17 protein-coding genes are annotated in these 21,587 nt (G+C 61.8%); 14 read left to right on the top strand and 3 right to left on the bottom strand.

Translation table 11 applies throughout. The features are described from left to right. Positions 1-23: 23 nt before the first annotated feature. From AC1DIN_RS21090 to AC1DIN_RS21080, 3 genes are read right to left on the bottom strand one after another with little or no spacing between them, the layout of a single operon-like run. The gene (locus AC1DIN_RS21090) at positions 24-1,214 is read right to left on the bottom strand and encodes a glycosyltransferase family 2 protein (protein WP_476811184.1); all 1,191 of its coding nucleotides are present in this window, start codon (positions 1,212-1,214) and stop codon (positions 24-26) included. Next, positions 1,211-2,470, bottom strand: a complete 1,260-nt coding sequence (gene wecB, locus AC1DIN_RS21085; RefSeq protein ID WP_476811183.1) for a non-hydrolyzing UDP-N-acetylglucosamine 2-epimerase — start codon at positions 2,468-2,470, stop codon at positions 1,211-1,213. The genes AC1DIN_RS21090 and wecB overlap by 4 nt, the downstream gene beginning before the upstream one ends. Before the next feature lie 12 nt (positions 2,471-2,482). Beyond that, positions 2,483-3,193: a WecB/TagA/CpsF family glycosyltransferase gene (locus AC1DIN_RS21080; protein WP_476811182.1), complete on the bottom strand. Its 711-nt coding sequence runs from the start codon at positions 3,191-3,193 to the stop codon at positions 2,483-2,485. A gap of 554 nt (positions 3,194-3,747) precedes the next feature. Between AC1DIN_RS21080 and AC1DIN_RS21075 the strand changes: the two genes are divergently transcribed. The 14 genes from AC1DIN_RS21075 to AC1DIN_RS21010 all read left to right on the top strand — a co-directional run bounded on the left by AC1DIN_RS21075 (position 3,748) and on the right by AC1DIN_RS21010 (position 21,216). After that, entirely contained in the window at positions 3,748-5,133 is a 1,386-nt protein-coding gene (locus AC1DIN_RS21075; RefSeq protein WP_441472023.1) for an exopolysaccharide biosynthesis polyprenyl glycosylphosphotransferase, read from the top strand. A gap of 18 nt (positions 5,134-5,151) precedes the next feature. Continuing rightward, positions 5,152-6,498, top strand: a complete 1,347-nt coding sequence (locus AC1DIN_RS21070) for a glycosyltransferase (protein WP_476811181.1) — start codon at positions 5,152-5,154, stop codon at positions 6,496-6,498. Between the two features lie 41 nt (positions 6,499-6,539). After that, a complete protein-coding gene (locus tag AC1DIN_RS21065) occupies positions 6,540-7,553 on the top strand; it encodes a glycosyltransferase family 2 protein (protein WP_476811180.1) in 1,014 nt (337 codons plus the stop codon). After that, positions 7,550-8,905 carry an O-antigen ligase family protein gene (locus tag AC1DIN_RS21060; RefSeq protein ID WP_476811179.1) on the top strand — a complete coding sequence of 452 codons (1,356 nt, stop codon included), beginning with the start codon at positions 7,550-7,552 and terminating at the stop codon, positions 8,903-8,905. Before AC1DIN_RS21065 ends, AC1DIN_RS21060 begins: the two co-directional genes overlap by 4 nt. A gap of 382 nt (positions 8,906-9,287) precedes the next feature. Further along, positions 9,288-10,859, top strand: coding sequence for a tyrosine-protein kinase family protein (locus AC1DIN_RS21055; RefSeq protein WP_476766805.1), 1,572 nt, complete (start codon positions 9,288-9,290; stop codon positions 10,857-10,859). 51 nt (positions 10,860-10,910) lie between these two features. Then, a complete protein-coding gene (locus tag AC1DIN_RS21050; RefSeq protein ID WP_441472028.1) occupies positions 10,911-11,849 on the top strand; it encodes a glycosyltransferase family protein in 939 nt (312 codons plus the stop codon). Positions 11,850-11,851: 2 nt separating this feature from the next. Next, entirely contained in the window at positions 11,852-12,505 is a 654-nt protein-coding gene (locus tag AC1DIN_RS21045) for a PIG-L deacetylase family protein (protein ID WP_441472029.1), read from the top strand. A gap of 19 nt (positions 12,506-12,524) precedes the next feature. Then, complete coding sequence (locus AC1DIN_RS21040) at positions 12,525-13,979, top strand: lipopolysaccharide biosynthesis protein (RefSeq protein WP_476811178.1); 1,455 nt, start codon at positions 12,525-12,527, stop codon at positions 13,977-13,979. Positions 13,980-14,163: 184 nt separating this feature from the next. Beyond that, positions 14,164-14,733 (top strand): dTDP-4-dehydrorhamnose 3,5-epimerase, encoded by a 570-nt coding sequence (gene rfbC / locus AC1DIN_RS21035; RefSeq protein WP_476766809.1) that lies wholly within the window; start codon positions 14,164-14,166, stop codon positions 14,731-14,733. Further along, on the top strand, positions 14,631-16,100 hold the full coding sequence (locus AC1DIN_RS21030) for an NAD(P)H-dependent oxidoreductase (RefSeq protein WP_476811177.1): 1,470 nt from the start codon (positions 14,631-14,633) through the stop codon (positions 16,098-16,100). The genes rfbC and AC1DIN_RS21030 overlap by 103 nt, the downstream gene beginning before the upstream one ends. A 96-nt stretch (positions 16,101-16,196) precedes the next feature. Then, a complete protein-coding gene (gene rfbG / locus AC1DIN_RS21025; protein WP_441472033.1) occupies positions 16,197-17,351 on the top strand; it encodes a CDP-glucose 4,6-dehydratase in 1,155 nt (384 codons plus the stop codon). Between the two features lie 37 nt (positions 17,352-17,388). Then, complete coding sequence (locus AC1DIN_RS21020; RefSeq protein WP_476811176.1) at positions 17,389-18,729, top strand: protoporphyrinogen/coproporphyrinogen oxidase; 1,341 nt, start codon at positions 17,389-17,391, stop codon at positions 18,727-18,729. Further along, on the top strand, positions 18,726-20,180 hold the full coding sequence (locus tag AC1DIN_RS21015; protein ID WP_476811175.1) for a polysaccharide pyruvyl transferase family protein: 1,455 nt from the start codon (positions 18,726-18,728) through the stop codon (positions 20,178-20,180). Before AC1DIN_RS21020 ends, AC1DIN_RS21015 begins: the two co-directional genes overlap by 4 nt. Position 20,181: 1 nt before the next feature. Beyond that, positions 20,182-21,216 carry a glycosyltransferase family 2 protein gene (locus AC1DIN_RS21010; RefSeq protein WP_476811174.1) on the top strand — a complete coding sequence of 345 codons (1,035 nt, stop codon included), beginning with the start codon at positions 20,182-20,184 and terminating at the stop codon, positions 21,214-21,216. The last annotated feature ends 371 nt before the right edge of the window (positions 21,217-21,587 follow it).

Genomic DNA, 21,587 nt, shown 5'->3' with positions numbered 1-21,587 from the left:
CCAAACCCGGCCGCAGGCCGCCTTTATCGCTCCGTCCGGACCCAATCGATCTGGCGGTTGACGAAGAAGCGGATGAACGACGGGATCTTGAGCAGGCAATACGCCGACCCCGCCGCCAGCTCGCGCCAGGAAATGATCTCCTGGGCGAAGCGCCACCATGCGACGCCGATAGCTCCGGTGAAGCAGGCCAGCACGGTGAAGGAAACGACCAGCGGGCTCGCGGCACCCGTCATGACGAACCATGAGAGGCTCAGGCCCGACATCAGCACGATCGACATCGCCAGCAGTGTTAGCGGTGGAATGCAGAGGTCGAGCGTGAATGCGAAGAGGTGCAGGCTGCGCTTCGAGAGCGCGCGCCTGATCAGCGGAAGGAAGAACTCTCCGATGATCGCAAGATGTCCGTGCTCCCATCGCGTGCGTTGCTGGCGCTTGCCTGTTTCGCCCTGGGGAAGCTGGCTGACGATCTGCGCGTCGGGGCAGAAGAACGGCGCCTTTCCAGCGATTGCGAGCTCGGCGCCGAATTTCTGATCTTCCGCCAGATGGCCGGTCGCAAGATCGAGCTGGCTGGCGAGGGAGAAGGGCAGGGCCATCCCGGAGCCCATCAACTGGCACGGCCATCCCAGATGCGCCGAGCCCAGCGGTCGCACGAAGGTCTTGATCGTCCAGGCCAGCTGCGAGACCTTGTCCGCCGGGCTCGGCGATGGAGGCGCCAGCATCGAGTATCGCGCCTGGACCGGGCGCCCGGTCGCGGCGCATTGCATTGCCAGAGTTTCGAGCGCGCCAGGCATCACTTCGCAATCGGCGTCGATGACGATGACGATCTGCGGCGGATCGGCGCCGAGCGACCGGACCCCGTGATCCAGCGCATAGCCTTTTCCGATCCGGGTCGTGTCCTGGCGGATGGTCACATCCGCTCCCGCGCCTGCCGCCACCTGCGCGGTGCCGTCGGAGCAATTATCGGCCACCACCAGCAGGCGCCCGACCGGGGGCAATTGAGCCATTATCGAAGCAATCGAGTGTGCGACGATCGCTTCTTCGTTATGGGCCGGCATGATCACCGCGAAGCGCGGACAGGGCATGGAGGCGGTCGACGTGGATCGCCTCGTCGGCAGGAGCGCCGCGCCGATCTGTATAAAGAGAAAGGCGACCGGGATCGCGGTCAGGAGACCCAGCATCACCAGTGCGAAGGTGGCTGTCCCGATCACGGCTGTCATGATGAACCCGGTCCCTGAACGCTCGTTGGCATCCGCGCCGGGCCCTCTGCGGCGAGCGCCGCCTGGAGGATCGCTTCGGCCGGCACTCTCGGCGCCAGCGCAAGGTTCTCGGGCGCTCTTGTCGAATCGGTCTGTTCGCGGCGCTCGGTGCTGCCGAGCGACCTGGCGAGCACGTCGAGTATCTGTTCGGAGGCGTGGCCGTCGCCGAACGGGTTTTTGGCTTGCGCCATGGCGCGATACGCTTCGGGGTCCGTTAGCAGGTCCTTGCAGGCCGAAACGATCGCGTCCACTTCCGTGCCGACGAGGCGCGCGGTGCCGGCTTCGACGGCTTCCGGGCGCTCGGTGGTGTCCCTGAGGACAAGAACCGGCTTCCCGAGCGCGGGCGCTTCTTCCTGAACGCCTCCGGAGTCGGAAAGGATGATGTGGGCGCTGTTCATCGCCAGCACGAACTGCTCGTAGCCGAGCGGCTCGATGAGCGACACGCGCGGATGAGAACCCAGCATCGGGCCGACCACCTGTCGGACGCGCGGACTGAGGTGCACCGGACAGACCACCCGCAGATCCGGGAAACCCTCCAGCAGGATCAGGACAGCCTCGCAGATGCGCTGCATCGGTTCGCCGTGGTTTTCCCGGCGATGCGTGGTCAGCAGAAGGGTGGGAGAGGGCGCTCGAACCTGCGCCGCGGGGCGGGCTTTCGCGAGTGTCAGAAAAAGCGCATCGATCGCCGTATTGCCGGTGACCCATATCGTCTCTGGCGGCACATTTTCCTTCAGCAGATTGTACCTGGCCGTTTCGGTCGGAGCGAAATGATAATCTGCGATGACGCTCGTCAGGCGGCGATAGACCTCCTCCGGAAAGGGGGCCCGCTTGTCGTAGGTTCGCAGCCCGGCCTCGACATGCGCGACGGGGACGTTCTCGTAGAACGCTGCGAGCGCGCCGACGAAGCTCGTCGTGGTGTCGCCTTGCACGACGACGACATCCGGCCGGACTTCCGTAATCACCCGTTGCAGGCCTTCGAGGGCTGCCATCGTCACATGCGCGAGGCCTTGATCTTTGCGCATGATGTTGAGGTCGGCGAGAATGGGCAGGTCGAAATAGGCCACGACCTGATCGAGCATCTCGCGATGCTGGCTGGTGCGCACGGCCAGAACCTCGAAGCGCTCGGGGTCGGCCTTCGCCGTCAGAATGAGGGGGGCGAGCTTGATTGCCTCGGGCCGCGTGCCCATCACGACAAGAATTCGTTTGCGGGGAGCCATCTCAGCCCTCGTTTAGGGTCGCGGGGTCATACGTCGGAAATGGGAGGCCTGGGCGATGGCGCTCCAGGAAATCAGGCCGAGGAACTGCGAGTTCGTGACCAGATAGCGCCTGAACAACCGGCGAGGTTCCTGGGCGAGGCGATAGGCCCACTCGAGCCCGACGCGCTGGACGAAGGCAGGCGCCCGTTTTCGCAGTCCCGCGATGACATCGAAGCTGCCACCGACCCCGATGACGATGCGGGCGCCGAGATTGTCCCACTGCTCCTCGATGAAATATTCCTGCCGCGGCACGCCCATTGCGATGAAGAGAAGCTCGGCTCCACTTTCCGCGACGGCTTTCGCGCGTGCCTCGGCCTGCTCGGGCCCGAAATAGCCATCGGCATAGCCGCGGACATCGAGGCCGCGATGTCGGTTCTGGAGCACGTCGACGGTCGCGCGCACCGTGCTGCTCTCGGCGCCGAGAAAATAGACGCCGATGCGCTCCTTCACTGCGCGCGCGCATAGCTGATCGATCAGATCGATCCCGGTGACGCGCTCAGGCAAGGGCTGTTGCCAAAGATGCGATGCCCAGACGAGCGGCTGTCCATCGGCGACCGTCCAGCGCGATGAATCGACGAAGCGCTGCAGCCGTGCGTTGGATCGCATCATCATCAGGATCGCGACGTTCACCGTGGACAGGACGCCGCGCTCTCCTGCGTGGATGGCTCGAATGAGTTCTTCCACGGTCTGCTTTGCCGAGAGCTTGTCGAAGCGACCGTTGAGAATCTGGGTCTGACTGGGCCGTATTGCTTCAGATGCGGGAAGCTGAACTGTGTCTGACGGCATGGAAAATCCCTCAGGCAAAAGTCCTCAAGCGAAAGCAATGGCTGAATCACCAGCCGTCGCGGCGGGAGGCCGTCGCGCGTTGCGTTGCACGCCGTCTGAAGAGCTAACGGTCGAAGCCGATGGTTTGTTCGCGGTGAGGGACTTGCCGCTTTTGGGGATGATCTGGTCCATCGCCAAGAAAGCGAAATAATGACGTTGCGTCACTCAGCGAAACGCGACGACCAAAAAGCGCAACCCGTTGCGTTTTTGGTCGTCGATTACGCTCACGATCTCGTGCGAAAACCAAACTTCACCGAACGTAAAGAACCCGCGCCTCTCGCCCGCATTGAGCTTCTGCGGGCGTCGAGAGTCTTTGGAAAACAGCGGGAGCGTTTGGCGAGCCAATGTCAACAAATGTTGTTTCTCCCGGAACCCAGCATCATTCCGCAACTGCGCTCAGTCACAGGACGCAGGTGTTTTGGACCGTGGTGGTGGCCTGCCTCGAGATGGTCGTGGTCGTCGCCTGCGCATACGGCGCATTTGTCGCCTATTCGGCGGCCGTTTACGGCGTGATCTTCTTCCGGGCCGAATATGCCCTGGCTTCCGTCGCGGCGGGAGCGCTGTACGTCGCCCTGTGCATTGCCGACAACCAGTACGATCTGCTTGGCCCGGAATGGAACGAGCACAGCCGTTCGCGGGGCGGCGCCGCTATCGGCCTTTCATTCGTCATTCTGCTGACGATCGGCTACGTGACCGACAATCTCGACGATTATTCTCGCGGCACGTTCCTCGCGCAGCTGGTGGCCGCGCTGCTGGGCCAGATCGCCATCAGAGCGGTTCTCTGGCAAGTCATCGATCATGTGCGCCGGCGCGGGCAATGGCGTCGGGAAAGCATGGTCGTATTGATCATGCCCGGCGCACAGGCCGTGGGAGATATTCGCGCGCGGCTGGCGGCACGGCACGAGCATATCCTGCGGTGGTACGACTTTCCCTCTGCGTCCGGGCAGGCCGGTGGGAATGCTTCCTTGGAGGAGCAGCTCTCAGAGATTCGGCGTGAATGCCGGGCGTTGCCTATCGACGCGGTGCTCATTCTGTTCGGCTCGGACAATATGGAGGTTGTCGCCGGTACGGTTGGGGCGCTGTCGGAGCTTCCTGTCCGCATCCAGCTTTTGCCGGTGGAACTGGCCGAGCTCATGCGCCGCAGCCGCATCGGACATTATGGCCAACAGCGGGTGCTCGAATTGTTCTGCGGGCCGTGCTCGTTGCGGGACCGGCTGCTGAAGCGCACTTTCGATATCGTCGTCGCCGCGTCGGCGCTGACGCTTCTGTGGCCGTTGTTCGTTGTCATCGCCACCTTGATCAAGCTCGACTCGCGGGGCCCGGTGCTTTTTCGGCAGACCCGTCTTGGTTTCAACAATGAGCCAATTCTGGTTTTGAAGTTCCGCAGCATGACGACTTTGGACGACGCGACCAACGAGTTTCGTCAGGCCGTCCGGAACGACCCGCGCGTGACCCGCATCGGACGGGTGCTGCGGCGGACCAACATCGACGAGCTACCCCAGCTGTTGAACGTCCTCAGGGGTGAGATGTCCATCGTCGGGCCGCGGCCGCATGCCGTCGCGCATAATCACATGTTTGCGGACCAGATCCGCAGGATGTTCCGCCGGCATAACGTCAAGCCGGGCATCACCGGCTGGGCCCAGGTCAATGGCCTTCGGGGCGAAACCGATACGTTCGAGAAGATGCAGAAGCGGATCGAACACGATCTCTACTACGTCGATAACTGGTCATTCTTCTTTGATCTGAAGATCATGGTCCTGACCGTCATATCGAAGCGCGCGTACACCAACGCCTATTGAGCGACAAGGGAAGCGTCGATGCGGATCTGTTACTTCGTGTCCGAATATCCCGCGGTCTCGCACACTTTCATTCGGCGGGAGATCGTCGAGCTCGAGCGGAACGGGATTTCGGTTCTCCGTGTTTCGCTTCGGAATAATGGCCGCAAGCTGGTCGATCCGGACGATGTCCGCGAGAGGGAGCGCACGCGCTATATCTTCGACGGCAACCTTGCCAAGTTTGCTGCGGCCTTTGCCGACGCCTTGGTGCAAAGGCCAAAAGCTCTGGCGAAAACCACCTGGGCTGCATTGAAAATGATGCGGCGCTCAAGTCGCCCGGCGCCGCTCCACCTGGCCTATCTTGCCGAAGCGCTGGTCCTTGCGCGGTGGGTGATGCAGGAGAACATCCAGCACGTCCATGCGCATTTTGGAACGAATGGCGCGGAAGTCGCCATGCTCTGCCATATTCTGACCGGTGTGCCGTACAGTTTCACCGTGCATGGTCCGGACGAGTTCGACAGGCCCGAGTATCTGGGCTTGCCCGCCAAGGTGAAGCATGCCGCGTTCGTCTGTGTCGTGAGTTCGTTTACTGGAAGCCAGCTCTGCCGCTGGATCCCTCCGGAGGAGTGGGCGAAGATCAAGCTGGTGCGCTGCGGACTGGACTCCGATTTCCTGAGCACGCAGCCGCTCAAGATCGTTCCCAAATCTCAGCTCGTGACCGTTGGCCGCCTGAGCGAACAGAAGGGGCAACTGGTTTTGCTCCATGCCCTTGCCGTTCTCGCGCGTGAGGGCGCGCCGTTCAGGCTGACCATGGTCGGAGACGGTCCGCTGCGGCCGCAACTGGAGCGAAGCATCCGGGAGCTCGGGCTGGAACAGCAGGTCGTGCTGGCGGGCTGGATGAGCAACGCCCAGGTGCGCGCCGCCATACGGGAGGCAAGGGCGCTGGTCCTGCCGAGTTTCGCCGAGGGGTTGCCGGTCGTCCTGATGGAAGCGCTGGCGCTCGGCCGCCCGGTCATCACGACCTATGTCGCAGGCATTCCGGAGTTGGTTACGGACCAGGCCTGCGGCTGGCTCGTTCCGGCCGGAAACATCGATCAGCTCGCAGGCGCCATCAGACAATGCCTGGATACGCCCGACACTGTCGTGAAGGCCATGGGCGCCACAGGGCGAAAGCGTGTGCTGGAGCAGCACGACATCGTCCAGGAATGCCGGAGGTTGGCCGCTCTCTTCAGGGCGGAGGGCCTGGAGATGCCGACTCCTATCGACGGGGCCGAGCAGGTCGAAGAGCCCGCGACCGCTTATGAGACAGCGGTCGCCGATGGCCAGGGAGCGAGAGCGGACAACGTGGTCACGCTTAGGCCCGGCCACTCCGCCTGGGCGAATGGGTGATCAAGCGGTGCTGTGCCATGAAACGGACGAGGAGCGCCTGAGTGGTTGATGTCACCGTCATCGTTCCGACGCATAATCGCCGGCACATGCTGCCTCAGGCAGTCCATTCCATCCTGCGCCAGCACAGCGTCTCGATTGAACTCGTCGTGGTCAACGACGGCTCGACCGACGAAACACGGCCCTGGCTCGATCGCCTCGCTGCAGCGGATCCGCGGGTCACGGTCGTGCACCACGCGCAGCCGCGCTTCATATCGGGCGCTCGGAACGCCGGCCTTGCTCGCGCCACCGGGCGATGGGTGGCCTTCTGCGACGATGACGATCTGTGGGCTCCGGACAAGCTGGCGACGCAGCTTGCCGCATTGCGCGCCGGTTCGGCGCGGTGGGGGTGCACGGGTGTCGCGGTCGTCGACGAGAACCTGCAAATCATCGGTCATCACCACGTCAAGGGTGGAGACGTGCTGCCGGGCCTGCTTGAAAGCAACCGGATCCCGACGGGATCGACGGTGATCGCCGAACGCGATCTTGTCCGGGAGGTCGGAGGCTTCGACACCGCGCTGCGCGGCTCCGAGGATTGGGATCTCTGGATCAGGCTGGCCCAGCATTCGCAGCTGGCGGCCGTCGACCGGCCCTTGATCGCTTATCGCCTGGGCCGGCAATCGCTGTCGATGAACATCAATCCCATGCGGACGGGGCGTCTGGTCATCGCCGAGCGATACGCGGTACTGGCGGCGGCCTATGGCGTCAGCTCGGATGAGGCGGGGCACGAGCGCTATCTCGCCAGGCAGCTTCTGCGAGGGGGGGCGCGGTGGCGGGCCGCATCCATTTTCACGGCGCTTGCGTTCAGGCACGGCAAATGGCGGGAGCTGCCGCGCGTGGCCGCCGCGCTGATCGCGCCGCAGACGACGGATCGGGTCGGACAGGCTCGGGCCGCCGCCGCCGTTCCGGTCTCCTGGCGTCAGGAGGTCGAGCTCTGGCTGCAACCGATCCGTGATGCCAGCCAGGTGAGCGCGGAGCGTCCTCGAGCATGGATCGGCGCCAGGGAGCGGGAAGCATGAAACCGACATCCGGCTCGGTCGGCGCTGTCCATGGCGGCACGCTTCAGGGCGACGGGGATCGCGTCTGGCAGACGGCCTCTGTGCGAGCAGCCAACAATGAAGCGATCTGGAGATTCCTGCGTGCTGCGGTGTTCGGCGTTCTGCTGATCCGGGCCTCTTCCGACCCGATCTTCAATCTGCTGGCAGGAGACGCCGGCGCCTCGTCTATGGGCGTGGGCGCCCTCTTCAACGTACTCGTGATCGCGCTTGCAATCGTCTTTCTCGCGCGGGAGCCGTTGAGGGCGCCATTTCCTGTCTTGGCGCTATGGGGGCCGTTCCTTCTGATCGCCTTTGGCTCGACACTTTATGCGCCGGATTTCACGGCCGCGGCGCGCCTTGCTTTCGTGCTGGTATCCTATTGGGCGTTCTTCGCGATTCCGTTCTTCATCTTGCGGTCTTCCCGCGATGTCTCCCTGTTCGTCCTCGTGGTGATCGGATCGTCCATCCCACCCACGCTTTACGCCTTCGTCGACATTGCGCGCGGGCTGTCCGATCTGACCGAATTCCGCCTGCAGAGCACGTTCTCGCATCCGAACATCTATGCCTTCTATCTCGTGCTGGTGCTGGGGCTGTCGCTTTACGTCAGAGCATCGCGGATCATTCGCGTGAGCCCGCGCATCTACATGCTGGTTACGCTCTACATCCCGCTCCTGACCGCATTTCTGATGCTCACCAAAACGCGCAGCGCCTGGGGGGTCTGCGGGCTCATGTTTCTGGTGTACGCGCTCAAGATCGACCGTCGGTTTCTCGCTGGCCTTCTGCTGGTGCCGGTGCTGTTCGTCGCATATCCGAGCCTGATGGACCGGTTGACGGATGTCACCGCAGCAACAGAGGTGGACAACTTCGCGCAGCTCAACGAAAGCAACCGGCTGAATTCCTACGTCTGGCGGCAGGCGCTGTGGGAATCCGCCATTCCCCAGGCGCTGGAACGGCCTCTCCTGGGTCATGGTCTGGAGTCGTTCAAGCCGGCGACGCCTGGCTTCTTTCCGCTGATTGGCCCCCAGGGCATCGACGGCCATAATTTCTATCTGCAGATGAGCTTCGAATTGGGGCTTCTTGGCCTTCTTGCATTCGCTTGGCTCATCGGTTGGGTGGCCTATCGCCTGGTGAGGGGGCTGCCGCGCGATCCGCCCGGACTTCTGGTCATGTTGTGTGTCCTGATGACCTATGTGCTCGAGTCCTATTCGGACAACATGCACTTCTATCTGTCATTCAATTGGTACTTCTGGTTTGTCATGGGCACGATCTATGCCTGGATCCGCCGGGAAGAAATGCTTGCGGCGCCCAGTAGAAATCGTCGGAAGGTCATATAACGGCTGGAAAGCACCCCAGCGGCCGGCAGTGATCGGACGAAAGCCGCCGGCCGATTTCGCTGCCGAACGATCTCGCTTCGGCCGCAGGCTCCGGCCCATCCGCACCTGACCGATCGGCCCGGCCTCTGCCTTTCATCTTCCCCTGTCCGTCAGGCGTTTCAATGCAGTTCTGAAGCATGCGCCGCAGGAACGGGGGCTGACCGTCCGGCGTTTGCTCTATGAATGCCACTGCAGGCGGACGGCGCCGGGTGGGGGGAAGGGCAGGCGCTAAAGTTACCGTCGCATCACGACGCGACCGCGCCGGCAGGGTGTTTCTCCTCATCTGCAAATCTGTCGAGCCGAACCGGCATCGGAACCGAGGCCCTCTTTTCGATTGAGCCCCATGCTGGACAAGAGCAGCTACCCACCGGTCACAGATAGCACGGAGAGGTCCGACTACCGGATCGATACGCGGCCGCGGCCGTCGTTCGGTCTGGGAAGTCTCCGGAGCCGCAAGCGGCTGCTGGGTATCGGTGCCTTGCTATGTCTGGCGATCGCCGGCTTTTATGTCGGATCCCGCTCGACGACATACACCGCCTCCAGTCAGGTGCTCGTCTACATCAGGCAGGTCCTGACGGGGCCCGATATGGCGGTCCTGCCAGGCCGGGCCGATCTCCCGATGGTCCAGAACCAGATGGAGCTTCTTCGGTCCGGCAACGTGCTGGTCAAGGTCATCGACGAGCTGCAACTGACCAAGGACCCTGAATTTGCGGCCGACGGCCGGGCGCCGTCCGAGCCGCAAAAGGCCGATACCGCGCAGTCTTCGGCGGCCGCTGGCCAGAACGGCTCGGCCTATGGCGCAGCGCTGAAAGCGATGAACAGCAAACTCGGTGTTCGCCAGGTCGGAACGAGCCATATGATCACGGTGAGTTTCAAAGCCTCGGACCCCGAGAAGGCCGCTCGCATCGTCAACAGCGTGATCCGTATTTATTTGCAGGAGCGCGGGCGGGCGTCGGATGCGGCTTCGTCGAAGGCGCCAACGCTACGCGAGCTCTATCAGAGCCTTGGCCCGAGCGCTCAGGTGGTTTCGGAAGCGGAGCCGCCGGTCAAGGCAGACGGACCGCCGGCGATATTGATCCTTGCTGCCGCGGCGTTGTTCGGCCTGGGCGCGGCCGCCGCCGCCGCCATCCTGCTCGACGTGATCAACGATACGATCCGCAGCGCACAACAGATGGAATACGTCCTCGATCTGGAGTGCCTGGGGGTCGTGCCCCGTTTCCAGAGCCTTGGTTCATCGGGCGAGGACACCGCCGCGCGGCATCTGCTCGCATCCGAAGCCCAGGTGTTGCGACGCGTGGCTGCCACGTTGCAGGATACCTCCCTGCGGGGACCGCGGACGATCGGTGTGACGTCGACCTTGCCGGGTGAGGGGGCCACGACGCTTGCCATCGGTCTGGCGAAGATGGCGGCAGCCTCGGGAAAGCGTGTCCTGCTGATCGACGCCGTACCGGAAAACCCCTCTGTCTCGCGCTGGGTTGCGAGCCTCTCGCGCTCTCCGCTCGGTTCTGGAGCAGATCAGGAGACCGAAGTGCTCGGCTGCATCGTCAAGGCGCAGGCCGGGCTGCATGTCCTCCCGCTGGCCGAACGGCCCGAGGGACGGCTCCGTCCAATGCGGCGCGACTTGCTGGACGACATCCTGAGAGCCGCGGAAGGCTCCTATGACCTGGTGATCGTCGACATGCCGTCGCTCGTCGCTGGGCCCGAGGTGCGAGCCGCCGCCCAGTCGCTGGATGGCTTCCTGCTCGTCGTGAAATGGGGAGCGACGGAATCCGAGCTTGTCCGGCAGGCTTTTCAATCCACCGGTCAGGCCCGGCCTAAATTTATCGGCACGGTCCTCAACATGGCCGATGAAGCGACGATGAAACGTTATGGATACAGGCGACCTGAAGAAATGAAGGTCGTTACCGCTTCCTGAGATAAGAAAAACCGGGCCACGGTCCGCGGGCATATACGGAAGGAGAGTATCATGAAGGTCGTACTCTTTTGCGGTGGTGCCGGCATGCGGCTCCGGGGCTATGTGGATGATGTGCCGAAGCCGATGGTGCAAATCGGCTCGCGCCCCATCCTCTGGCATCTGATGAAGTACTATGCCCATTTTGGTCACAAGGACTTCATTCTCTGCCTGGGCCACAAGGGCTATGCCATCAAGGACTATTTCCTGAAGTATGACGAGTCGATCTCGAACGACTTCGTCTGGTCCCGCGGCGGCCAGAAGATCGACTTCATCAATCGCGATAGCGACGACTGGACGATCACCTTCGTGGAGACCGGCCTGCACGCGACGATCGGTGAACGCCTGAAGGCCGTGCAGCCCTATCTGCGCGGCGAGGAGTATTTTCTCGCGAACTACGGCGACGGTCTCAGCGATCTGCACCTGCCGACGATGATCGAGGAGATGCAGCAGAGCAGCGCAGTTGGCTCCCTGCTTCTCGTGCAGCCGACGGCGAGCTTCGACATCGTCAGGACCGCGCCGGACGGCAAGATCGCCGAGGTGTCGGCGCTGAGCCATTCGGACATCTGGATCAACGGCGGCTTCTTCGTCTTCCGGAACGAAATCTTCGACTACATCAATCCCGGCGACGAGCTGGTGCGGGAGCCGTTCGCGCGGCTCATCCAGCAACAAGCCTTGTTGGCGCATAAGTGCACCGGCTTCTGGCAGTGCATGGACACCTTCAAGGACAAGCAGCGCCTTGAGGAACTCAATGACACCAATCCACCGTGGAAGGTGTGGAAGGACTGCGCCGCCGTCTCATACCCCGCGATGACGCAGGTCGCTCCCGCGATACCGCAAGCGGCTCCCGTGATTCCGCAAATGGCTCCCGTGATAACGCAAGCGGCTCCCGTGATGCCGCAAGGGGCTCCCGCCATGCCGCAAGCGGCTCCCACGATGACGCAGGTGGCGTGACCATGCTTCGCCTGAAGCCGGATGGCGGCGGTGCTGCCCCTTTGCAGGTCCTGTGCCTGGGCTGCCACTCCGACGACATTGAGATCGGTTGCGGCGGAACAGTGCTGCAGCTCGCAGCGGAGCGCCCGGACGCGGTGTTCCATTGGGTTGTCTTCAGCGCGAACGGGGTTCGCGCAGCGGAAGCGGAAAACGGGGCGCGACAATTCGTCGACCCCGCCCGCATGAAACGGGTCGTCCTGAAGGACTTTCAGGATGGCTACATGCCTTTCGCTGGAGCCGACATCAAGAATGTCTTCGAAGAGCTCAAGCGAGAGGTGTCGCCGGACATCATCTTCACGCACAACCGTCACGATTCGCATCAGGACCACCGGCTGATCGCCGAGCTGACTTGGAACACGTTTCGCAGTCACCTGATCCTGGAATACGAGATTCCGAAGTATGACGGGGATCTCGGGCAGCCGATCGTCTTCAATGCTCTTTCAGACGACGTCTGCGAAAAGAAAGTCGATCTGATCCTCAATACCTTCAAGTCCCAAAGCAACAAGCATTGGTTTGACCGCTCGACCTTCATGGCACTGATGCGGCTGCGCGGAATGGAATGCAACGCGCCCAGCGGATATGCCGAGGCATTCTATGCCCGGAAGCTGATGCTCTGAACCGGCAATCGAGAACGTCATGCATGATTTGAAGAACAAGACCGTTCGCGCCGGACTTATCAATGTCGGCTCGCGCGGACTCGGCTTCACGGTTCGTATCGGTGCGCTCATGGTTCTCGGGCGATTGCTGACGCCGGACGATTACGGGCTCGTCACCATGGTGACAGCCTTCACGGGCGTGCTGAACATGTTCGGCTGCTTCGGCCTGTTTCAGGCCGCCATCCAGCGCGACACGCTGAGCGAAGACGAGTCGTCGTCGCTGTTTTGGCTGAATCTGACATTTGGCGCGGCGCTCACGCTGACGGCTATCGTCGCTGCGCCCCTTGTCAGCGCGTTTTATCGCGAGCCGCGTTTGCTGGCGATCATGGACGTGATCGCCTTCACCTTCGTCATCACGGCGGCGGGCGTTCAACACGGCGTGCTGCTTCAGCGGCGCATGGCGTTCGGGACGTCGGCGAAGATCGAGATCAGCTCGCTCCTGATCGCGACAGCTGTGTCGATCGGGATGGCGGTGAGCGGCTATGGCTATTGGGCGATTGTCTCGATGACCATCACCCTGCCGCTGGCAACGACCATCGGGCTGTGGTTGTCGAGCGGCTGGATCCCCGGCCGGCCGCGGATCGTCGCCGGGCTCCGATCCATGTTGCGGTTCGGTGTCGGCACAACGTTGATCGGATTTTTGTCCTATATCACCAACAACATCGACAAGCTTCTGCTCGGCCGCGTATGGGGCACGGAGGCGACCGGCCTCTACAGCCGGAGCTTCTACCTGATCAATTTCCCGACCGAGAATCTGAACTCCACCATCGGAGAGGTCGCGTTTGCCGCGCTGTCGCGGACCAAGGGCGATCCCGATCGTTTCCGGCGCTACTTCCTGAAGGGCTATTCGCTGGTGGTGACGCTGACGTTGCCTCTGACGATCGTCTGTACGCTCTTCGCCGATGATCTGATCATCGTCATCCTCGGACCGAAATGGACGAGTGCCGTTGAGATATTCAGGATTCTCGCGCCGACAATCATGGTGTTCGCGATTTCCAGTCCGCTCGGCTGGCTGCTCAATGCGCTCGGCATGGTCAAGCGCGGCGTGCATATCGGGTTGTTCTCTGCCCCGCTCATGATCACGGGCGTGCTGATCGGGCTTCCCTACGGTCCACGCGGTGTCGCAATGGCATATTCCACGGTCATGGTGCTCAAGGTGATCCCGATCACCATCTGGGCGCTGTACGGCACCGGGGTTCGATACCGCGAGTTCGTCGGGGCACTGGCGAGCCCGCTGGCCGCAAGCCTGGTCGCGGGAGCGATCGCCTATGTGGTGCATGGACTCGCCGCGCCGGCGCTGTCGCCGGTGTTGCGTCTCATGCTGGATGTCGGCTCGTTCGGCGCAGCCTATGTCGCAGCCCTGCTTCTCATCGCAGGTGAGAAGGCGCTGTATCTCGACCTCTTTCGCGATGCGAGAGCCACGCCCTCCGTCTGATGCAGCTGCGAAATCCGCCTGATTGACCGCCCGTCAAGACGGACTCCGGCATGCCGGGCGGGCGCGGTCGCGAAACTCTCTGATCCATAAAGCAAATCTCCGGCCCGACGTAGTTCTGCGCCGGAACTCCGGCAATATGACCGGCATTATTCTTGTATAGGAGCCTGAATTCCAGAGGTGGCGGATGCACTTCGCGAAGACAAGTGTCGATGGGGCGATGGTAATCGACCCCGCTCCGTACGCCGATAGCCGCGGGCGTTTCATGCGCGCCTGGTGCCTCAAGGAATTCGCCGATCAGGGCATGGCGTTCGAGCCTGTCCAGGCGAATATGGGGCTCAGCACGAAGCGCGGGACGGTCCGGGGCATGCACTTCCAGGAAGCGCCTGCCCGAGAGGCCAAGTTGGTGCGCTGCACGCGGGGGGCGATATTCGACGTCGTCCTGGATCTGCGGCCGGAATCGTCGAGCTACGGCGCCTGGTACGGCGTGGTGCTGAGCGGCGACAACGGACGCATGCTGTACCTGCCCGAGGGCTGCGCGCATGGATACCAGACGCTCGAGGCGGATACCGAGATGCACTACATGACCTCGGCCTTCTATGCGCCGGCCGCCGTCAGGGGCGTGCGCTTCGACGATCCGGCCTTCGGCATCGTGTGGCCCTTGGAAGTGACCGAAATTTCAGAGCAGGACCGCAACTGGCCGCCGGCAATACCTGTGCCCAGCCATGTCGCATCTGCTCCGTACGTGACCGTGTGATTGCTTTTGCTGGCGTGATCGGATGGGGGGACCAGGCTATGGCTGTCGATACCGTTTTGCGGGAGCGCGAGGCTGCGGGGCACCCGATCCGCGTGGGAATGGTCGGAGCGGGCGCTACCGGCCGCGCGATCGCTCTCCAGCTTGGCACTCCGGTGCCGGGAATGCGCCTCGTCGCAATCGCTAACCGGACCGTCGCGAATGCTGAGCGGGCCTTCCGCGAAGCGAACATCCACGGCTGGAGCCGTGTCTCGTCGGCGCTGGAGGCTGAGCGGTCCATTGCTGGCGGGACGCCGGTTCTGACGGACGATCCGAGCGTGCTGACCGCGTGCAAGGCCATCGACATCATCCTCGAGGTCACCGGGACGATCGAGGCCGGTGCGTCGGTGGTTCTCGACGCGATCGCGCATCGCAAGCATGTGGTGATGGTCAATGCCGAGCTCGACTCGTTGATTGGCCCCATTCTGAACGAGCGCGCCCGCGAAGCCGGCGTGGTGCTCACCAACACGGATGGCGATGAACCAGGCGTTGCCATGACGCTGCTGCGCTATCTGCGGACGCTCGGGCTGCGGCCGGTTGCCGCCGGCAACATCAAGGGAATGGTCGACTACTATCGGAACCCCGACACGCAGCGGGCCTTCGCCGAAAAGAACGATCAGGATGCCCGCAAGGTCACCTCGTTCGCCGATGCCACGAAGCTGTCGATGGAAACGACGGTGCTGGCCAATGCGACCGGTTTCCGCGTCGGTCGCCGGGGGATGTTCGGACCGGCCTGCAAGGACGTTCGGGAGATCGGAGAACGCCTGCCCGCGGACGCGATGCTTGAGACGGGGCTGGTGGACTATGCTCTGKGCGCGGCTCCCCACACCGGCGCCTTTGTCGTCGTGCACGAAGAGTCGCCGCTGAAGAAGGCTCAGCTCGCCTACTACAAGCTGGGCGAGGGGCCGTTCTACGTCTTCTACACACCGTTCCATCTGCCGCATCTTCAGATCGCCTCGACCATCGGGCGCGCGGTCATCCAGCACGATCCGACCGTGGCGCCGCTGGCGGGACCGGTCTGCGAGGTCGTCACGGTCGCAAAGCGCGATCTGAAGGCCGGCGAACGCCTCGACGGCATCGGCGGGTTCTGCGCATACGGCCTGATCGAGAACGCCGTCGATGCGCGCGCGGCAGACGCGCTGCCGATCGGTCTGTCCGAAAACTGCATTTTGCGGCGCGACCGGAAGAAGGACGACGTCGTCTCGTTCGACGATGTCATCCTGCCGGCAGGGCGCCGGGCCGATGTGCTCTGGCGCGAACAGCAGCTGCGGTGGCCGATGCGCGAAGTGGAGGCTTCGCCGCATCGTGTCCTCGTCGCGGCGGCCTCGTGACCGGGCAAGTCGCTGCGCGAACAGTCTCACCGGCGCGGAGTTCGGAAGCGCTCAGGAATAACCGGATAACCTTTTTACCGCGGGGCTAGGTCAGTCATGCTGAACCGTTCTTTCTGGCAGAACCGCAAAGTGTTCGTCACCGGACATACGGGCTTCAAGGGCAGCTGGCTGTCGTTGTGGCTGGATGCGCTGGGGGCGGACGTCACGGGCTACGCGCTCGAGCCGCCGTCCGAGCCGAGCCTCTTCGAGCAGGCGAGGGTCGGCGAATGCGTGCGCTCGATCCGTGGCGACGTTCGGGACTACGCCCATCTCAAATCCGCGCTCGCCGAATGCAAGCCCGATGTCGTCATCCACATGGCGGCCCAGTCCGTGGTTCGCTACGGCTACGAAGAACCGGTCGAGACCTATGCGACGAACGTCATGGGTACGGTCCATTTGCTGGAGGCGGTGCGCCAGCTCAAGCGTCCCTGCGTCGTCGTCAATGTCACCAGCGACAAATGCTATGAGAACCAGGAATGGGTCTGGGGCTATCGCGAGAGCGACCCGATGGGTGGTCACGACCCGTATTCCAATTCCAAGGGCTGCGCGGAGCTGGTGAACAGCGCCTATCGCGACTCGTATTTCTCGCCGGATACCCTGTCCAAACACGGCGTCGCGCTGGCGAGCGTCCGCGCCGGAAACGCCATCGGAGGCGGCGACTGGACAGCCAACCAGCTCATCCCGGATCTTGTCCGAGCCTTTCTGGGTCGCCGGCCCTGCCGCATCCGCAGCCCCTCGGCAATCAGGCCGTGGCAGTTCGTCATGATGCCGCTCCACGGCTACCTGCTGCTGTGCGAGAGGCTTGCCGAGGACGGAGCCCGCTACGCGTCGGGCTGGAATTTCGGGCCGTTGGAGACGGATGCCAAGCCGGTGTCCTGGATCGTCGACAAGCTCGTGACGCTATGGGGCGAGGGGGCTTCCTGGACGCTCGACGCAGCGGCACATCCCGCCGAAGCGCAGCTGCTGCGCCTTGATACCGCCAAGGCGAGGGCAGCTCTCGACTGGCACCCGGTTCTCCAGCTCGACCAGAGCCTGGCCTGGATCGTCGAATGGTATCACGCGTTTCAGGCGGGGCAGGATCTCCAATCCCTCACGCGCCGGCAGATCGAGCGCTACGAATATCTGCTGCAGGACTATGCCGCCCAGAACGCTCACGCTGCGCGACCGAAAGCAGCCGCTCCGATGCCTATGCTCCCGATGGCCGAAGGTTGACACCGCAACAGCGCGGCAACCCAAAGGACGTGCATCAATGCCAAACGTCGTCGTGCTTGGAACTGGAATGGCCGGCTTCGGTGCAGCACACCGACTCCGGGAAGAAGGCATCACGCCGATCATGTACGACAAGAATTCGTACTATGGCGGCCATACGATGTCGTTTCGTCACGAGCCCGGTTTCGTCTTCGATATCGGACCGCATATTTCATTCACGAAGGACGAACGCATTCAGGAGCTGTTCGCCGACAGTGTCGACCAGCTCTATGAAACCATCCAGATCAATCTGAACAACTATTGGCGGGGCTACTGGCCGCAACATCCTGTCCAGCTCCACCTGCATGGCCTTCCGGAAGATGTGATCGTGAAGGTGATCGCGGACTTCGTGGAGGAACGGCAAAAGTCTGACGGGGCGATCAACAACTATAACGACTGGCTGGTGGCCAGCTTCGGATCGACTTTCGCCGAGCTCTTCCCGAAACAGTATACGCGCAAGTATCATCTCACCACGGCCGAGAACATGAGCACCGACTGGCTGGGACCGCGTATCTACCGGCCGACGCTGGAAGAAGTGCTGCGCGGCGCGATTTCGGCGTCGTCGCCGAATATTCATTACATCACGCATTTCCGCTATCCGAAGCAGGGCGGATTCGTATCCTATCTGCAGAAGTTCGTGCCGTTCGGAAGTATCCAGCTGAATCACGAGCTGGTGTCCGTCAATCCGCAGGCGCGCGTGCTCGAATTCTCGAACGGCGTGCGGACGGAATACGACGCCCTGATTTCGTCCGTACCGCTTCCCGACCTCATTCGCATGATCCAGGGGGCGCCGAGCGACGTCCTGGAAGCATCGCGCAAGCTTGCCTGCTCGTCATGCGTTCTGGTCAATATCGGCGTGGATCGTGAGGACATCTCCAGCGCGCATATGTCGTATTTCTACGACGAAGACATTTGCTTCACGCGGCTCGGCTTCCCTCACATGCTTTCCGAGAACAATGCCCCGAAGGGTATGGGGAGCATTCAGGCGGAGATCTATTTCTCTGACAAATACAAGCCATTCACTGGGAAGCCTGACGACTGGGTGCAGCCGGTCATCGACGATCTCCGCCGATGCGGTCTGCTGCGCGACAGCGACCAGGTCGTGTTCAGCACGGCGATGTATCTGCCTTATGCCAACATAATATTCGACCTCGATCGCGCCGCAGCCCTCAAGACGGTCCACGGTTATCTCGATGATATCGGGATCTCATACTGCGGTCGCTATGGCGACTGGGGCTACATGTGGACCGACGAAAGCTTCAAAAGCGGGGAGGCCGCGGCAGCGGCGGCGCTATCGAGATTTGCGGCGTTTCGTGTTCAGCAGCGAGTGCGTTCTGCATGAGCGACAAGATCGACATCTATGTTCGCGCCGCCGAGGCCGTCGATCGACCCTGGTCCGGGCAGCAGGAGAGCTGCGCCAAATCCGCGGATGCAGCGATCCAGAAGCCCAACCGGATCGGGCTTTTGGCGCATTGCGGCACGGGCAATCTGGGCGATGAGGCTTCCATAGCCGCGGTGCTCGATAACATCACGCGCAGGTCCCCCGAGGTCTCCGTCGTCGGCCTCTCGATGGATCCGGCAGACACCACGCGCCGGCACGGAATCCCCTGTGTCGCGATGCGCCAAAGCGTTTTCCCGTTCCAGCAGGAATGGTCATCGGCGTTGCCTCCTGCTGATCCCGGCAGGTTTGCGAGCAGGCTGAAGGCCGCTGCCAAGAAGGCCGGGCCCCTGTTTCTCGTGGCCAAGACATTGAAGGACGTGCTGATCACACGACCCGCTCAATTCATTCGCGAGATCCTGTTTCTAGGGCGTTCGCTTCTTTTTGTCAGCGAACTCGATATGATCATCATCTGCGGAGGAGGGCAGCTCCTCGATTGGGGCGGCCCCTGGGCGTTTCCCTATACGCTGTTCAAATGGATACTTCTCGCCAAGTGCTTGAACGTCAAATGCGTTTTCCTGAATAGCGGTGCAGGTCCGCTGGATTCCTCGCTTAGCCGTTGGTTCGTCAGGCGCACGCTCGACATGGCCGATTATGTGTCTCTGCGAGATCAGGCATCGGGCAAGCTGCTCCGCAAGATCGGCTTCCGGGGCAAGATGAAGGTTGTCGCGGACGCGGTATGGGGGCTTCGGCTGCCTGACCCGCCGGCGACGAAACCGATCGAGTTGGGAGAAGAGCGCGTGATCGGCATTGGGCCGATGGCCTACGGCGACTCGTCCCGGCATTGGGTCAACGACAATCAAGGCTATCGGCACCTGATCGATAACCTGGTCGAATTTTGCGGCCGAATGCTGGCGCGAGGCTATCGGATCAAGCTCTTCAGCAGCGACATCTGGTTCGATTCCCAGGCGATTGCAGATCTTGATGCGGCGATCCGCAAGAATTGCCCGACCTTGGCGTCGGATCGTGTTACGCGAGAACCTGTCGAAAACATCAACGACATGTTTGCGGCGCTCTCGCATGTGGATTTTTACGTGACATGCCGCTTTCACGGCGTGATATTTGCGTCGTTGTCGAACGTGCCGCCTATCGCTTTGGCGCCGCATCCCAAGGTTACCACTTTGATGGAAAGCCTGGGCTTGGCAGAGTACTGCGTCGAAATTTCCCGATCCGATGCGGAAGGGCTGATGGCTATGGCCGATCGCCTGATAGCCAATATGGACGAGGTCAAGGCTCGTATCGGCAGTCGCGCTGAGCAATTTCGATCGCAGTTAAATCTGCAGTTCGATAATTTGCTCCTGGAAATCAAAGAAAACTACGCCGAGGGAACGACTTATTCTCAAGAGGGGGCCTAATATGAACACGAAAGCTGGTCCGCTGGTTAGCGTTGTGACGCCTGTATACAATGGCGGAGAGTTTTTTCGGGAGTGTATCGAAAGCGTCTTGTCTCAGACCTACGAGAACTTCGAATACATCATTCTCAACAATGCCAGCACCGATGGGACGCTCGACATTGCTGAGGAGTATCGTCGGCGGGACAGCCGCATTCGTGTTGTCAGCAATGAAACTCTGTTGCCGATTATAGCCAACCATAACAAGGCGTTTGGCCTGATTTCCGCAGACAGCAAGTATTGCAAAGTGGTCTCGGGTGACGACTGGATCTACCCGGAGTGCCTTGAAAAGATGGTCGGTGTCGCCGAGGAGAATCCGTCGGTAGGGATCGTCGGCGCCTATCAACTGAGCGGTGCCAAAGACATCTGGTACGTTCGGAACGTTGGGTTGCCGTATTCGCAAACCGTGGTTTCGGGTCGAGATATCTGTCGCGCTCACCTGCTCGGGGCGCAGAGAGTGCTGGGAAACCCGACCTCGGTTCTGTATCGGTCAGATCTGATGCGGAATACTGACGAGTTCTTTCCAAATCCGACCCAGGAAGCGGATATCAGCGCCTGTTTGAAACATCTGCGATACGCGGATTTCGGCTTTGTGCATCAGGTTCTCGCGCACGAGCGAATTCACTACCAGAGGGCGACGACCTCCTCTCTCGAATTCAATGCCTATGTCTCGGCAGAAATCAGCGACTGCCAGGAGTATGGCGACTGGTACCTGACCAAGCGTGAGCGTGAAGAGCGCGTCGGAGAGCTGTTGGATCAGTACTATTCTTATCTTTCTGCCAGTGCATTCAAGTTCAAAGACAAGAAATTCTGGGATTATCACGCGGATCGCCTGAGAGAGCTTGGATATCAGTTCGATGGGCGCAAGCTGTCCGTGGGTATCGCCGCAAAGGCGTTCGATTTGATCCTGAATCCGAAGGAAACATTCCGGATGCTAAGTGGACGAATTCGTCTGCATTATATGCTGAGAGGTGCGCGCGCGACATCGAAAGGGGGATGACACTCAACCTTGAGGGTGGGCTCAATCTGGCCCGGAGCTCGCTCCGGCCGAGAAAGTTGAGTGTGAAGCACGCCCGGCGCTGCTTCATGGAATCTCGGGCGGGCGGTGTGTTGGGAAACCACGCTGGGCAATTTACGAGATTCTTGGTGGTCGGCATGTTCGGCCGGCGGCCATGTCGCAGATTGAAGAGCCGATCTCGATCGCGCGGAGCGGCATTTTTCTTACGCCCGGGGCCGGATGAGCTTGTAGCTGTCTATGTCGCGGCGACACTGAGCTATCGGCTCAGAGGCAGGACTCTAACGCGGGGGACGGTCTGTCATTCATATTTTAGGTTAATCCGCCGCTCTTCAGAATTTAATCGATAAAAAACA

The organism is Allobosea sp. 05T438, from assembly GCF_056396025.1.
This window is presented reverse-complemented; position numbering and strand designations above follow the sequence as displayed.